The following is a 14,888-nucleotide window of genomic DNA, read 5'->3' as shown; positions in this document are numbered from 1 at the left end:
AAAAATCATGGCTTTAGAAATAACTGACGCAAACTTTGAGGAGCTTGTGCTTAAATCAGATAAACCGGTATTGGTAGACTTTTGGGCAGAATGGTGTGGCCCTTGTAGAATGGTTGGTCCGGTGGTTGAAGAAATATCAAAAGAATATGCCGACACAGCTGTTGTAGGCAAGGTAAATGTTGATAACAACCCGGGTATATCTGTAAAATATGGTATCCGCAATATCCCTGCTTTATTATACTTTAAAAACGGCGAAATTGTAGACAAACAAATTGGTGCAGTACCAAAATCAGTATTAGCAGGTAAATTAGATAAGCAATTGGCTTAATCATTATATCATAAAGTATTTAAAAAGCGTTACAATTTTGTAACGCTTTTTTTGTTTATATAATTGTACTTTTAGTGGTAATGAAGCTACCATGTACTTTGTTAAGTTTTATTTTGATGCACATGGTGGTTTTGTTCCTTTATATTGTATGTCGCAACTAAACGATGATCAGCAAATACGGCATTTAGCCAACCTCGAGCTTTTAGCTCGCCAGGTGGTTGAGGGCTTTATAACCGGTTTGCACCAAAGTCCGTTTCATGGTTTTTCGGTAGAGTTTGCCGAGCACAGGTTATACAACAACGGCGAGTCGGTAAAAAATATCGACTGGAAACTGCTTGCCCGTACCGATAAGTTGTTTGTTAAACAATTTGAGGAAGAGACCAACCTGCGCTGTTACCTATTGCTGGATACATCATCGTCTATGAATTTCCCTGATAAGGGAATTGACAAATTGCAATTTTCCATCTACGCTATAGCCTCGCTCATGTACCTGTTCAAAAAACAGCGTGATGCATTTGGGTTGTGCTTGTTTTCGGATAAAATAGATTGGATGAGCCCGGTAAAATCAGCCTCGACACATTTGTTTTATTTATATGCCGAGTTAGAAAAGTTATATAGCAACCCTAAGGCAAATACACAGACAAATATTACCAATGTATTGCACCATGTTGCCGAGCAAATACACCAGCGCTCATTGGTTATTATATTTAGCGATATGCTGGAAAACAATCTCGACTCCGAAAAAATGCAGGCATTATTTGCTGCAATCCGGCATTTAAAATTTAATAAGCATGAGGTAGTAATATTTAATGTGAACGATAAGGAAAAAGAGCAAAATTTTGATTTTGATAACCGCCCGCATCATTTTATTGATATAGAAAGCGGCCAGGAAGTAAAGGTGCATCCGGGTAAAATACGCCAGGCGTACCAAACCTCATTACAACATTACAAGCGCGAGTTAGAACTAAAGTGTGCCCAATACCATATTGATATAGTTGAGGCAGCTATACAGGATGGCTATTATAATATATTAAAGTCATACCTTATTAAACGTAATAGCATGGTATAAGTGGTTTAATTATTGTCAGTAATAGTTGTATTATTAAAAAATTATCTAATTAACTAATTAGCCAAATCAATTTATACATGTTTGTGTTAATTATAAAACGTATTTTATAACATATATGAAGTTAGCTGTTGAACGTAAGCCCGTAAGAGTTAATCCAGATCCTAAGCGCGTTATTGCAAGATTCTTCTTTAATGGAAATGATCGCGCTAAAGAAGTGTTAGAACGTGTAATTGGTATAAGCGAAGAAGTTGCTTTCAGTATCATTTCTCCATTATTACAAGAATACTCTAAGCGCCACAGAAACATTACTCGTGTTTTAAACCGTCATTGCAGTAAATTAAAGCCGCTTTTTACAGAACTTAATATTGATTATGATACTCTTACTGTGTATCGTAAATTGCTTATTGGTTCATACTTTACGCATGAATATTCCATTGAGTCTGCTGCGTTTTTTAATCCTTCAATAGTACAAGACCCCGATCAAACCGAATTATCAGAAGGCGAAAGGCGTGTTATCATGAGTTTCAGGGCAGTAGGCGAGGGGCATATTTCATCTATTACTTTCCGCAGGGCGCTGATTGATAAAAATAATAACATAACAGTTTTACCAGCCGGTAATTATATTGATGAGGCCGAAATTGTTAGGAATGCGGTTTATAATAAAAAGCTGTTTTTTGATAAAGCCGCCATTACCCAGATAAATATTGATGTGTTGAATGAACTGGAATCAAAACTTGATCATCATTTTGAATACTCAAACCTGCGCCGTATCATAGTCGACTCGCAAAAGCTACAGGAAAGCGATATGAAAAAACTGGAGTATGATAAAATACTATGGCTTGCTGATTCTTATTATGAAATAGTTTTCTCGCTTGATACAGATATATCAGACCGGGTAATATTCCCTATATCTGAGTATGAGCGTAAAGGTATTGAAGATGCCCGCTTTGTAGAATTTGTAAACGATGATGGCAGTAGTGTTTACTATGCTACTTACACTGCTTACGACGGCGCGTTGATAATGCCAAAACTATTACAGACAACCGATTTTTATAATTTTAAAATAATGCCTTTGTACGGTGCAGGTGCCCAAAATAAAAACCTGGCTCTTTTTCCGCGCAAAGTAAACGACAAGTTTGTTATGATATCGCGTATTGATGGATGCAATAATTATATCATGTATTCGGATAAGATTAATATATGGAAAAACCCCATCTTATTGCAAAAACCCAAATTTAGCTGGGAATTTGTACAAATAGGCAACTGTGGTTCGCCTATTGAGACAAAACATGGCTGGATAGTGATAACTCATGGTGTGGGCCCCATGCGCCGCTATGTGCTGGGTGCAAGCTTACTGAAGCTTGATGATCCGGCTGTTGAGATTGGAAGGCTTAAAGAGCCCTTGCTTATTCCTAATAATGATGAGCGCGAAGGTTATGTGCCTAACGTTATTTATTCCTGCGGATCAATAATCAATAACAACAAACTTATTATACCTTACGGCTTATCAGATTATTCAACCTCATTTGCTGAGGTTGACCTGGATGAGCTAATGGCGAAGTTTAAAGAAGACGGATTGAATTAAATACAGTTTCATTTTTCAATCATATGTAGTAAATAATATACGCTATAAATGCGTAAATACACATTCCTCCATTAGCCGCTAATAGATAACCACTATTTAACGGAAGTTCGAGATAAGAAAAGCGCGATGCCCATCGGGCTACCTGTTTGTACAATAAACCATAGTACCATTTTCGCCCTCACTGGATTTACCCAAATTGGGGATGTGTAGCCCCTAATGGGGCAAAATTTTAGCATTTATGTATTGTGCTACAAACAGGTAGTCTTGATGGGCATATCAACCTGGCATCAATTTCGTATATCGAACCCACATTAAGTTAATAACATAGTTTACAGTTTTATAAGAATATAAGAATTTGGCATAGCCATTGTTTAATAAATATTAGAACTATTTAATTAATAATGTGGATGTTATAATGTTGTATGAAAAAAAATTATTAAGACTATGGATCATTTTAGGGAGATAAAAAACTGCCTTACCTGGCATAGTGAGGGCAAGTTTGAGGTCGAGTTAACTAATGGGATAATAACAAGACTTAATTTTTGCGAACCAGGAAAGGGCCCTGATGACACGGGCAAATGCCTTACATCAGTTAATTATAAATACTTGCAGGCAGTTCACGCCTGTCTTGGCGATCTGTTTACTTTTATTGAAGAAGAAAACAAAAGATTAGGTTATAGTTATGCGCGCGAAGAGGAGATTCAAGATGAGTATCAATCTGAGACTAAACTTAGGCCATTGATTAATTATAACCATCAATTGAATGAAAACCCAACAGAAAATAAAGAATCTCTGGCAAGCCAGGACCGTACACAACAGGATATAGAATTGATTGCTTAAAAGAGTTTAAGCCTCTAAAATTTTATGGTAAAGCTTAAAATAATCAGCAGCCATTTTATCGCATGAAAATTGTGATGTGGCCCAGTTATAACAATCAATTCTTTTGATATTTTTTAAATCCTCAACTGCATCTGCAGCTTCATTAATTGTATTTACTAAAAAGCCTGTCTCTTTGTTCTTAATTAACTCGGGCATTGAGCCTTTATTGAAGGCAATTACCGGTGTGCCGCAAAGCATTGCTTCTGCCACGCTTAAACCAAAGGGTTCATTAAAGTTAATGGGATGTAATAAAGCCATTGCGTTTCCTAATAAAGCGTTTCTCTTTTTGGGTCCGGAGCTGCCTATGTATTCAATTTGCTCATTAAGTTGCGGCTCTATTTTTTCTTTAAAATACCTCTCATCCTGAACAATGCCTGCTATTAATAATTTACGCTTACTTTTTTTAGCAATTTCAATAGCTTCGGCTGTTCCTTTATCAGGGTGTATACGACCAAAGTATAGCAGGTAATCGCCGGGGTGTTCATTAAACTCAAAATCCTTAGTGTCCAAACCGTTGTAAACGGTGGCTAAATAATTAAGCTCAGGGCTTCTGTCTGAATTACTTATAGAAACATAATTACCTATAGAATTATACTTTTTATATACCGGTATAATATGTTGCGACGAAAACCCATGTATAGTTGTAATAATAGGTGTCTTTATCAATCTGGAATAAGTAAGTGGCAAAAAATCAAAATTGTTATGGATGATGTCAAACTGGTTAGCCTTTTCCATCAGGTTACTAATGTGTAAGCACTCTAAAACCTTGGCATGCTGCGTACGGTCTTCTTCATAACCTTTATCACAAATAAAATCAAGCTTTCCGGCTGTAATAGAATCGCCGGTTGCAAACAGGGTAATATCTACCCCCAACTTTATTAAACCTTCTGCTATGTTTGATGTTACCTGCTCCCACGGCCCATAATGCCTGGGCGGCGTGCGCCAGGCAACAGGGGCTAATATGGCTGCTTTCATCTAATACCTACCAATTTCTTCGAAACTTTGTTATACTCGTATTCCAGTTCAAATGCCTGCAATACTGTTAGGTGCGATATTAAATAAGCTAAAGTGCTTTCTGCACCTTGATTACGATTTATGCCTGTTGGTAATAACCCGTCACAACAGCCTTTGGTTTCATGGTCATATAATGGTGCTCTTAAGGTGTTTTCACCAAGGAACCATTTATAGCATAAAAACATTTTCTCAATATGTTCTGGCTTGCGGAATAACTGGTAAGCCTGGAAATGCATCAATACCATAGCCATGGTCTCGATGGCCTGCTGGTCAAACGTTGGAAATTTACCACCGCGATAATACCACCCATCATTACCAACCGGACTTAAATACCCGTTTGATAGCGTTAAATTGTCTAAAAAGTTCATTGTTTTTAAAGCGATTTCTCTTACTCTTTCATTTCCAGTTACATGGCATGAATGTAATAGCGCCAATGGTAATATGGCATTGTCATAGGTCATGCTTTCTTCAAACCATTCCCAATCATCCGAGTGGGTTTTCTCGTATGCATCAATTAAAGGATCGGTAAGGCGCATTAACTCATTTATCATACCTTCGTCAGTAGGGTGAAGTTGTAAATACATGCTTATGCCAATGATGGTATTGGCCATCCCTCTTAAATATTTTAAATTACTAAAGTGAGGGAAAGATCTTTGAAATATCTCTGTAGCAAATTCACGGTATGAATTACTTGAAGCATAGCCAATTAAATAGCCCAGACTCCAGATGGTGCGGCCAAATGAATCTTCCGAGCCAACTTCATCCAAATACTCTCTGTTAAAACTCAGGAAATTGCGAAAGTTGCCATCATCCGTTTGCATGTAGTGGATATAGCTTAAATAGATAGGTAACAACTCAAAGGCTTCTTTACTATTGCTACGTTTATAAGCCATCAGCGCCATAATTAATGCCCTTGAGTTATCGTCTAAGCAATAGCCTTCCTTTAAATTAGGGATGCCATATTTAGCATGTTGTACAATCCCGGTATCGTCAGTTAAACGCAAAACGTGGGTCAAACTAAACTTAGGCATTATTTCGGGGTCAACAATACTGTTTTTTAATATCTTATCCCTAAAGTCATGCTCAAAACAAGCCTCTTGTGCCACTTTAATAAATTCGGCACCTACAACGGGCCAACGTAAATGCAAACCATACTCGTATGCATTTTCTTTTAATTCGTTTAGCACTCTTTCCTGGTCAAGCAATTCAATTGTTATATCGGCAAGCGCGTCGGCATTTTTAAAGTCGAATAATCTTCCTCTATTATTAGCCAGCAATTCGGTTGCATGCCAATAGGGGGTAGATACTACTGCCGAACCGGCACCAACGGCATAAGATAATGTTCCGCTGGTTATTTGAGCCTCATTTAAATAAGGCGTAACATAAATTTCGGCTGCTGACAGGTATTGTATCAACTCTTCTTCGGTTACAAACTTGTTAATAAAACACAAGTTTTGGAATACGCCCAGTTGGTTTGCTAACGTCTTTAAGTGATCCCTGTATTCTTCGCCCGAGTTTTTTATTACACCCGGGTGCGTATTTCCTAAAACCACGTACATAACGTCGGGATGTTTTTTAACTATACGCGGTAATGCTCTTACTACCGTTTCCAAACCTTTGTTACGGCTTATTAAACCAAATGTTAGTAATACCCTGCGATTTTTAAATGGTGTTAAATTAAGAATCGGGTTATCTTCCGGAGCTTCCAAATCCGGAACACCATGTTCAATTATTTGTATTTTTTCAACAGGGATGTCATAAACGCTTGTTAGAAATTCCAATGCCCGTTTGCTCATTACAATTATTTTTGCCGACTGCTCGGCTATCTCGCGTATAATAACACGTTGTACATAGCTGGGATCTTTTAATACTGTATGTAGTATAGATATTAAAGGTTTTTCTAACCGGTTTAATAGCGGAAGTATATATATCCCGCTCTCGCCACCATAAATACCAAATTCGTGCTCCAGTATACAAGTATCGGCATTGCTGGTATTTATATAGTTAGCAGCCCTTATATAATCCTTTTGGTGGTTTTGGCGTATAATATATTTTACCTCTTCGGGATATTCATATTCATGAACGTTTTCAGAATCTGTTAACGCTATAATAAAATCGCCACGTAATAAATTTCCCCTTTCAGGAAAATTAGCGCCGATAGCGCGCATTAAATTTTGATTAAACGTCGCGATACCGCATTCACGGGGCGGATAGGTTGAGATGTAGGCTAATTTCATATTTTTTGGCAGTACGTTAATTCGGGTCATTTTTGTATTGGTAGAATGTTTTTAAATAATTGTACAATAAACTGACTTTAAAAACGTGCAATTGTGACCAAAAAACCGTTGTTTTTACACTTTAAATGCACTTTTAACAGCATACCTGATGTTTTGCATAAACCATACCAACATTATATTAATAATGTTGAAGGATACGAGAAAGCAAAGAGATATAGCAGCCAGTTAATAATAATAACTTATTGCTTCTATGATTGTTTGACAAGATTTTTTAATTTCATCAGAAACTATAATTAGCGGGGGAGCTATGCGCATAGAATTATCGCAATGTAAAAACCAATCGGTAATTACGCCGTTCTTAATACAACGGTCAATTATTTTTTTGTTGAGGTCGAAATTTTCCAACTCAATAGCCAACATCAGGCCTTTACCGCGCACTGCTTTTATTGCCGGGTGAATCAATAAGCTGCGCATCAGGATTTCCTTTTCTGGTACTGCTGCCGTTAAATTCTCATTAATTAATACTTCAAGAGCTGCCAGCCCTGCAGCACAGCATACCGGGTGCCCGCCAAAAGTAGTTATATGGCCTAAGATTGGATTTTCCTTTAATGCCGACATTATTTGGTTTGATGCTATAAACGCGCCTATAGGCATGCCGCCGCCCAGTGCTTTGGCCAGCAACAATATATCAGGCACTATACCAAAATGTTCAAAGGCAAACAGTTTTCCGGTACGGCCAAAGGCCGCCTGTATCTCATCTAATATTAATAACGTTCCGGTTTCGTCACAACGTTTGCGCAGCGCCTGCATGTAAGCAACATCCGGAACACGTATACCTGCTTCGCCCTGTATGGTTTCAATAATAACGCACGCGGTTTGGTTGGTTACCAGGTTAAGGTCATTAATATTATTAAACCGGATAAAATTGATCCCCGGTAATAACGGGCGATAAGCTTGTTTAAAATCTTCATTGCCCATTACGCTTAACGCGCCATGCGTGCTGCCATGGTAAGAGTTATGACAAGCAACGATTTGCTGCCGGCCGGTATAGCGCTTAGCTAATTTTAATGCCCCTTCAACCGCTTCGGTACCCGAGTTTACAAAGTATACCGATTGTAAGTTATCAGGAAGCAGCGAAACTAACTTCTCTGCAAAGCGTACTTGTGGTGTTTGTACATATTCGCCATATACCATCAGGTGCATATATTTATCAACCTGTTGTTTAATGGCATTAATAACATACGGATTGCTATGCCCCAAATTGCTCACGCCTATGCCCGATATAAGGTCGATATAAGCTTTTCCCTTTATGTCATATAAGTTTACCCCTTCGGCACGTTCAAATTCCAGCAGAAGCGGAAAGTCTGTAGTTTGGGCGTTATTAGCTAAAAATAGTTGGCGAAGGGTTAACATATTGCCCAAAAATACAAAAGGCTTACCACTTATGCGGTAAGCCTTTTATTGTTGTATGAATATTTGTTATTTAGGCAGGGCAAAGCATTAGCTTTTTGTAATCAAGATCAATGCATATCCAGGAGGCTCCGATGGAGCCTGATGTATATCTGCTACTGCTTTCTATAAACACGAGGCTCCTAATGGAGCCATAAAAATTCAATTAATTCCTTATGGCTCCATTAGGAGCCACCTGTCTATAGAAAAATTAAAAAATACACGTTTATGGCTCCATCGGAGCCTCCTGATATGAATTAGACTGAATTATTTTAATGTACTTGCCCTGTTTACTTGGGCTGTTCATGCAGCTTCCTTATTAGTTCATCAGTAAATTCGCGTTCGCTTTTTATCAACTGGCTTACTTTTTCGGGGGGTAATATTTTTAAAAACTCATCATTATAATGCTTGCGTATGTTTACCAGTTGCGCATCATAATCCATATCTTTTTTAATCTGTTCACTTCCGTTAGCTTGCGCGTCCGAATTGTTCAGGCGTTTTAATCGCCTAACTTCATAAAGTTCATTTTGATAACGCCTGTATGTTGGCCAAAATCTTTCACCCTGTTCGCGCGAAAGCGAAAGCTGCTGACCAATAAAGTTTTCTTTAACAACCTGTATGCGGCGCATACCGGGATTTGGTTGCCTTATAACCCTGTTATTAAAATTTTGCCGCTGCACCGGCATATGTAAATTTTGCGAAAAAGCAGTATAGCTAATAAATAATATTAATATAACAAAGATATGTTTGGCAAACTTATTCATTTGTTATAGCTCATTATTGATTGTTATCTGTATAATCTTGTAAAGCTGCTTTTAAATCAGCTGCGTTAACCGGCAGGTTTTCATCTGTAACGGTGTGTTGGGTTTCATTGGCATCAACGTTTTCATCCAAATAACTTTGAATTTCATTTACCGGAACTACCGATAACTCTTTATGTAAAAAAGAACGATCATGAATAGCCGTAGGCGATTGCATCCTGAAAAAAATGCCGGTACCTAGCATTAAAATAACACACGCGGCAGTAGCATATTTAAAAGCGGTTGATGATATCATTCTAATCATCGCGCTTTTGGATTTTACTACATCCCGGTTAACGGTTTTGTTTAATATGTTTTTATTTAATTGGCTAAAATAATTCAGCGGAACTGTAAATGTATCTTCGGCATTATTCACTGCCTTTTCAATCAATAAACGGTTTTGTATTTTACCTTTTAACTCCTCAAAATAGTTTGCCGGAACAGTAAAGCCCGTGTTTTCCGGGTTTAAAATAGTTTCAATATTAATCTTGCTTTTTATAGTACTGCTCAGGTCCTCAAAATAATTTTCAGGAATGGTAAAGCCATCTAAAGGTGTAGTATTTTTTATTTCATCCAGTTTAATGCCCGATATGATGCGCTCTTTCAGCCCATCAAAATAGCCATCAGGCACTGTAAACGAATTAGTTGTGCTAACTTGTTTTAGTGACAAATAATCATCCAGCCATTCTTTATTTTCCATATCGCTTGTCATAATTACTTTTAGATGAAATTTATATGAAAAGGTTTAAGCACAATTTAAATTTAGTCTTCTGCCAATAAAATGGCCTCAATTTTTTTCACCGCTAAATGAAACGAAGCTTTTAACGCCCCCACGCTTGTACCCAGCACTTGCGACATTTCTTCATACTTCATATCTTCATAATACTTCATATTAAATACCAGCCGTTGTTTTTCGGGCAAGGTAATTATAGCATTCTGTAATTTTTTTTGCGCTGCATCGCCATTAAAGTAGGTAGAATCGGCCAGTGTTTCAGCCAGGTCATACGCTACATCATCTAATGAAATATTGTTTTTTTGTTTTTTCTTATTCAGAAAAGTTATGCACTCGTTACTGGCTATCCGGTACATCCAGGTGTATAGCTGCGAGTCGCTGCGGAAACCGCCAAGATTTTTCCAAACTTTAATAAACACATCTTGTGCCAGGTCATCAGCATCATCATGGTCTATAACCATGCGGCGTATGTGCCAGTAAATTTTTTGTTGATATTTATTGAGCAATAGGTTAAATGCTTCGTTCCTGGTCTTTTCGTCCTGAAACTTGCTTAGTATCTCTGCATCTTCAACCTGTGTAAGCATGTACAATAATAATTATTTTTTAGTATAATAGTTATTCAGGTCTTTTGTTTTTATTATAAATAACTATAGTACTTATTATTTTGTTGGTAGCAAAAAAAACCTCTAAACTGCGAAGCTCCCTCATGAACGCATTATAGCAGATCAAGCACTTGTTGTGATGATGCTTTGGTATCCACCTTATCTATTACTGTTTGGATATTGCCATCAGCATTTATAATAAACGTTGTACGCATGGTTCCCATATACTTTTTGCCGTACATATTCTTTTCGCCCCATACACCATAAGCTTCAACAATATGATGATCTGTATCGGCAATTAACGGGAAAGGCAAACTATACTTGGTCTCGAATTTTTTGTGCGATTTTTCATCATCGGTACTAACACCTATCACCTCAAACCCTTTACCTGCCAACGACTGGTAATTATCCCTGAAATCACAAGCCTCGGCCGTACAGCCAGGGGTATCATCTTTTGGATAAAAATATAGGATAACAGTTTTGCCTTTAAAATCTGATAAAGAAACAGATTTGCCATTTTGATCTTTTGCGGTAAAATCCGGGGCCTTGTCGCCTGTTTTAAGTGTTGCCATTATCTGTAAAAGTCTGCGGTGAATTGTGAAACATTATTTTTATTATCGCCAACGGTTAACTCAAACACATGTTTACCGGCAGGCAACTTACCATCAAAGGTATAACTTAGAACCTTGCTTTTAAAATTCCATTCCATTAAAACCCATTTGCTATCTATTTTGCCATTGTAGGTCTTTACCCCCGATAAATTATCGCCTATTTTTAAAAATATGCCCTTAGATTGGGCCATATTACTACCGTTATGAATATTTAGCGGCGTTATATATGGTGCCATAGTATCTAATTTTATATAATAATCGCCAAACACACGGGGCTGTGCTTTTACATAACCATTCTCATATATGCTGCTATCACAAATACCATTGGTGTTAACTATGGTAGCTTTATCAGCAAATTTACCCAGGTCAACATCAGGTTTTATCCAAAGATCATATTTGTCATGTACGGGAGTAAGGCGGTTATGGATATGGTGAACAACAGAATAAGCACCAACCGGTTTTTGTGACGAAGCCGAATAAGTAAAATCCACATCATCATATAAATTGCCCGGCATAACAGATACTTTAACCTTATCTGTACTAAATTCATTTTTTTGATCGTAATGAAATAATATACCCGCCGGTTTAGCTATAGCAGGGGGCGATAAATGTTTTGAACGTACTTTAAGCGTTAGGGTTGACGTATTACCCGCAACATCTTTAACTACATATTCCACTTCGTGCAGGTTATCATCATCAAAATTAATTATACCGCGATTAACAGATTGTGGGTAAAGTGATATTTTACTACCCGGCAGTATAAAGCACTTTTGTATAAAGCGATGCTGCGTTAAAAAGGCAGGGTAATCTATATAACCATTTATAGCATGGGTTTGATCAAAGGCGAAACGTTCGGCAGCAAAGGTGTAAATGTTATTCCCGTCCAGCTTTAGCTGGATAGAATAAACATTGTTATGATTACCAGACACGCTGTTCATATCGTTAGCAGAAATGCCAAAACCAATATAGCCGTTTAGTTCAATCACCTTAGGGTTTGTTAAATGATAATTGCCTGCCGCACCGGTAACCGGTAAAAATTGGTGTGGTGTATTTTCGCTAAAGGGCCGTCCGTTTAAATGGTAAATAGCTATGGCGCTTATAGCAGGTGGTATCCTGTCTGGAATAGTTACGCCGAAAAGTTGAGGATTGATAGTCTCTTCTGTTTTGGTATCCCTGGTTTCAAAGTGCAGGTGCGGCCCGGCTACACCACCCGATTGGCCGGAAATAGCAATAATATCATCTTTACATACCTGAATTTGCTCTGGCGGCAACGCAAAATCAACCTCGAACAATTGATGCTGATACTGATAGTCGCGCACGGCGTTAGCAATCTGCGGACTAAAACGTTCATTATGCATATAAACCGTAGTGAAGCCATTTGGATGGGTAATATAAACTATGTTGCCGCCGCCGCCAAATTGTACCCGCACCCGTGATACATAACCATCGGCAGCAGCATGCACGGGGTAACCGCTTCGCTGGTTGGTTCTGAAATCTAAACCGGAATGGAAATGATTGGGCCTTAATTCAGCAAAACCCCCTGCCGTACTGGGTGGTAAATCAAGCGGATAACGAAAAAACCTTTTAGGATATTCTCTGCTTTGTATGGGATTTTGTGCCTGGGTAAAATTGTATATTAAAAATAGTAAGAGGATGAAAAATATTTTTTTCATTTAGATATTATCGATAGGGGATGTGTTAAAGAAAAGTAAACGCTGTGATGCCGAACTTATTTCAGCATCACATAAACAAAAGCTGTCTGCAATCGGGTTTATCATGATAGTGGTATCTGCTAAATGTTTATTCAATGGGTCAATAATTTTGTTTCATCTTGTTTCATCACTCCCAAATCAGGCAGTTGGCAACTATCTGATTATAAACACATAAATATAAAATTATACTTAAAAATACTGACGAATAAGTTGTTACATTTTGTTACATCACTTTTTCGTAATTTGTTTATTTTCAACATGTTAATGTAAAATCTTGTTTCACTTGTTACATTTTGTTACACGTTTTCGTGTAACAAAATCAGTTGGTGTCAACACCCATTAATTACCCAATATCTTTAGCAGCTCATTCAGCTCGGCCACTTTATCTGATGATCCCAATTGTTCGTACGAACTGATGAGGTTGCGCAGTACGCGTTTAATAATGTCGGTATTTGAGCAGGGCTCATAAAATTGCTTATCAAAGCTCAGGTTAAGCTGTTTTAAAAACATATCCACATCCCTGCGGCCAAAAATAAAACCCTTGTTAAAGGCATTGATGTAAAACAGGATGCCGCTCTCAAATTCGCTTTCCTTGCTTTCGTCCAGATAAGCCAAAATAAAATGCTGCGGCAGGTTTACGCCATGTACCGGTATATCCAGTTTTTGCGCTACGATGGAATAAATAATGGCTAAAAGTATCTGGTTACCCTTCTTGGTTTCCATAACCTGGCTCAAATAGCTGTTTTGCGGGTCCTGATGATTGGAAGTATTGCCGCTAAACCCATACATGTGATAAAATACATGATTGATAAGCTTTACCTGCTCTACGGGGCTGGCCTCGTTTATCATTTGTATCCATATATCGCGTTTAATGGCCTCTATCTGGTTAATTATTTTCTGCTCGTCGAGGTCAGGGTATTGGTAGCGGTTAATTATCAGGATGCCTTGCAGTAAATCAAATGCACCTCCCTGGTACCAAAGCTTCAAATCACTTTTCACTATACCGAATTGTATCTCGTGTACCAGGTTAGCAATGCGCTCTTGCTGTATAGCATCAAAAGCCTGCTCAAATGCCGATTCCAAATGCTCAATAGCCTCGCTGCCGTATGACAATAGTTTAGCGTGCACAAGATTGTATATTTCCTGGTCAGGGTCGTCCAGCAGGCGTATCAAAGAATTAACTTCTGTTAGATTTATCATTTCTGTACCGCTAAATTACTAACGTTTATATAATTTTACAACCATGTTTAATTTAAGGTTTGCCAAAGACTATCTGTTATACCGCTTAAAAGCCAAAAACAGGCATGGTTTACATTCTCCTTTTGTATATCAATTAGTTGATAATGTAATTTACGATTTTCGTGCCAAAAAAGTATATACAGAAATAGAAAGCATACGCGAAAGCTTATTAAATGACGATAGAATTATCACCGTAACCGACTTAGGCGCAGGCTCGCACGTAAATAACGACCGCCAAAAGCGCATAGGTGACATCGCTAAAAACGCGCTTAAACCACCCAAACTGGCCCAGCTGCTTTACCGCCTGGTTGCCGATTTGCAACCGACCAATATTATTGAATTAGGTACCTGCTTAGGTACTACCACCCTCTATCTGCAAAAAGCAGCCCCCGAAGCAAAAGTATACACCTTAGAAGGCTGCCCCGAGACTGCCAACATAGCCAAAGAGAGCTTTAAAAAAGCCAACCTGCATAATATTGAACTGATTACCGGGAACTTTGATAATACCCTGCCCAATGTAATTGAAGATTTAGACAAACTGGACTTTATATTTGTTGATGGCAATCATCAAAAAGAAGCTACCCTGAAATATTTTGAATGGTGCCTGCCCAAAGTGCACGAAAATACCCT

Annotated in this window: 14 protein-coding genes; 5 read left to right on the top strand and 9 right to left on the bottom strand. The window is 38.0% G+C overall.

Annotated features, from left to right (window positions below; translation table 11 throughout):
- Positions 1-7: 7 nt before the first annotated feature.
- The 4 genes from trxA to JWP71_RS06020 all read left to right on the top strand — a co-directional run bounded on the left by trxA (position 8) and on the right by JWP71_RS06020 (position 3,822).
- The gene (gene trxA / locus JWP71_RS06035; protein WP_214071573.1) at positions 8-328 is read left to right on the top strand and encodes a thioredoxin; all 321 of its coding nucleotides are present in this window, start codon (positions 8-10) and stop codon (positions 326-328) included.
- 148 nt (positions 329-476) lie between these two features.
- A complete protein-coding gene (locus JWP71_RS06030; protein ID WP_299497958.1) occupies positions 477-1,397 on the top strand; it encodes a DUF58 domain-containing protein in 921 nt (306 codons plus the stop codon).
- A 115-nt stretch (positions 1,398-1,512) separates the two neighbouring features.
- A complete protein-coding gene (locus JWP71_RS06025; RefSeq protein WP_299497957.1) occupies positions 1,513-2,982 on the top strand; it encodes a glycoside hydrolase family 130 protein in 1,470 nt (489 codons plus the stop codon).
- A 444-nt stretch (positions 2,983-3,426) separates the two neighbouring features.
- Complete coding sequence (locus JWP71_RS06020; RefSeq protein ID WP_299497956.1) at positions 3,427-3,822, top strand: hypothetical protein; 396 nt, start codon at positions 3,427-3,429, stop codon at positions 3,820-3,822.
- 6 nt (positions 3,823-3,828) lie between these two features.
- On the opposite strand, the gene JWP71_RS06015 is transcribed toward JWP71_RS06020, so the two are convergent.
- The 9 genes from JWP71_RS06015 to JWP71_RS05975 form a co-directional block, all read right to left on the bottom strand.
- Positions 3,829-4,836, bottom strand: coding sequence for a glycosyltransferase family 4 protein (locus JWP71_RS06015; RefSeq protein ID WP_299497955.1), 1,008 nt, complete (start codon positions 4,834-4,836; stop codon positions 3,829-3,831).
- Entirely contained in the window at positions 4,833-7,142 is a 2,310-nt protein-coding gene (locus tag JWP71_RS06010; protein ID WP_366143520.1) for a glycosyltransferase, read from the bottom strand. Before JWP71_RS06010 ends, JWP71_RS06015 begins: the two co-directional genes overlap by 4 nt.
- A gap of 195 nt (positions 7,143-7,337) precedes the next feature.
- Positions 7,338-8,525: an aspartate aminotransferase family protein gene (locus JWP71_RS06005; protein ID WP_299497954.1), complete on the bottom strand. Its 1,188-nt coding sequence runs from the start codon at positions 8,523-8,525 to the stop codon at positions 7,338-7,340.
- A 326-nt stretch (positions 8,526-8,851) separates the two neighbouring features.
- The gene (locus JWP71_RS06000) at positions 8,852-9,325 is read right to left on the bottom strand and encodes a hypothetical protein (protein WP_299497953.1); all 474 of its coding nucleotides are present in this window, start codon (positions 9,323-9,325) and stop codon (positions 8,852-8,854) included.
- 13 nt (positions 9,326-9,338) lie between these two features.
- The gene (locus tag JWP71_RS05995) at positions 9,339-10,061 is read right to left on the bottom strand and encodes a hypothetical protein (protein ID WP_299497952.1); all 723 of its coding nucleotides are present in this window, start codon (positions 10,059-10,061) and stop codon (positions 9,339-9,341) included.
- A 62-nt stretch (positions 10,062-10,123) separates the two neighbouring features.
- Positions 10,124-10,678 carry a sigma-70 family RNA polymerase sigma factor gene (locus JWP71_RS05990; RefSeq protein ID WP_299497951.1) on the bottom strand — a complete coding sequence of 185 codons (555 nt, stop codon included), beginning with the start codon at positions 10,676-10,678 and terminating at the stop codon, positions 10,124-10,126.
- A gap of 131 nt (positions 10,679-10,809) precedes the next feature.
- Positions 10,810-11,268, bottom strand: coding sequence for a thioredoxin-dependent thiol peroxidase (gene bcp / locus JWP71_RS05985; protein ID WP_299497949.1), 459 nt, complete (start codon positions 11,266-11,268; stop codon positions 10,810-10,812).
- On the bottom strand, positions 11,268-12,980 hold the full coding sequence (locus JWP71_RS05980; protein ID WP_299497947.1) for a M23 family metallopeptidase: 1,713 nt from the start codon (positions 12,978-12,980) through the stop codon (positions 11,268-11,270). The genes bcp and JWP71_RS05980 overlap by 1 nt, the downstream gene beginning before the upstream one ends.
- A 378-nt stretch (positions 12,981-13,358) precedes the next feature.
- On the bottom strand, positions 13,359-14,219 hold the full coding sequence (locus JWP71_RS05975; RefSeq protein ID WP_299497945.1) for a transglutaminase-like domain-containing protein: 861 nt from the start codon (positions 14,217-14,219) through the stop codon (positions 13,359-13,361).
- A gap of 43 nt (positions 14,220-14,262) precedes the next feature.
- Between JWP71_RS05975 and JWP71_RS05970 the strand changes: the two genes are divergently transcribed.
- On the top strand, positions 14,263-14,888 hold a 626-nt coding region (locus tag JWP71_RS05970), incomplete at its 3' end, for a class I SAM-dependent methyltransferase (RefSeq protein ID WP_299497943.1).

Origin of the sequence: Mucilaginibacter sp., from assembly GCF_028287845.1 — a bacterium.
Classification (GTDB): Bacteria; Bacteroidota; Bacteroidia; order Sphingobacteriales; family Sphingobacteriaceae; genus Mucilaginibacter.
This window is presented reverse-complemented; position numbering and strand designations above follow the sequence as displayed.

Bases quoted from the DNA above. Each gene is read 5' to 3' on its own strand.
- trxA (WP_214071573.1), top strand. From the start codon at position 8: ATGGCTTTAGAAATAACTGACGCAAACTTTGAGGAGCTTGTGCTTAAA.
- JWP71_RS06030 (WP_299497958.1), top strand. From the start codon at position 477: ATGTCGCAACTAAACGATGATCAGCAAATACGGCATTTAGCCAACCTC.
- JWP71_RS06025 (WP_299497957.1), top strand. From the start codon at position 1,513: ATGAAGTTAGCTGTTGAACGTAAGCCCGTAAGAGTTAATCCAGATCCT.
- JWP71_RS06020 (WP_299497956.1), top strand. From the start codon at position 3,427: ATGGATCATTTTAGGGAGATAAAAAACTGCCTTACCTGGCATAGTGAG.
- JWP71_RS06015 (WP_299497955.1), bottom strand. From the start codon at position 4,836: ATGAAAGCAGCCATATTAGCCCCTGTTGCCTGGCGCACGCCGCCCAGG.
- JWP71_RS06010 (WP_366143520.1), bottom strand. From the start codon at position 7,142: ATGACCCGAATTAACGTACTGCCAAAAAATATGAAATTAGCCTACATC.
- JWP71_RS06005 (WP_299497954.1), bottom strand. From the start codon at position 8,525: ATGTTAACCCTTCGCCAACTATTTTTAGCTAATAACGCCCAAACTACA.
- JWP71_RS06000 (WP_299497953.1), bottom strand. From the start codon at position 9,325: ATGAATAAGTTTGCCAAACATATCTTTGTTATATTAATATTATTTATT.
- JWP71_RS05995 (WP_299497952.1), bottom strand. From the start codon at position 10,061: ATGGAAAATAAAGAATGGCTGGATGATTATTTGTCACTAAAACAAGTT.
- JWP71_RS05990 (WP_299497951.1), bottom strand. From the start codon at position 10,678: ATGCTTACACAGGTTGAAGATGCAGAGATACTAAGCAAGTTTCAGGAC.
- bcp (WP_299497949.1), bottom strand. From the start codon at position 11,268: ATGGCAACACTTAAAACAGGCGACAAGGCCCCGGATTTTACCGCAAAA.
- JWP71_RS05980 (WP_299497947.1), bottom strand. From the start codon at position 12,980: ATGAAAAAAATATTTTTCATCCTCTTACTATTTTTAATATACAATTTT.
- JWP71_RS05975 (WP_299497945.1), bottom strand. From the start codon at position 14,219: ATGATAAATCTAACAGAAGTTAATTCTTTGATACGCCTGCTGGACGAC.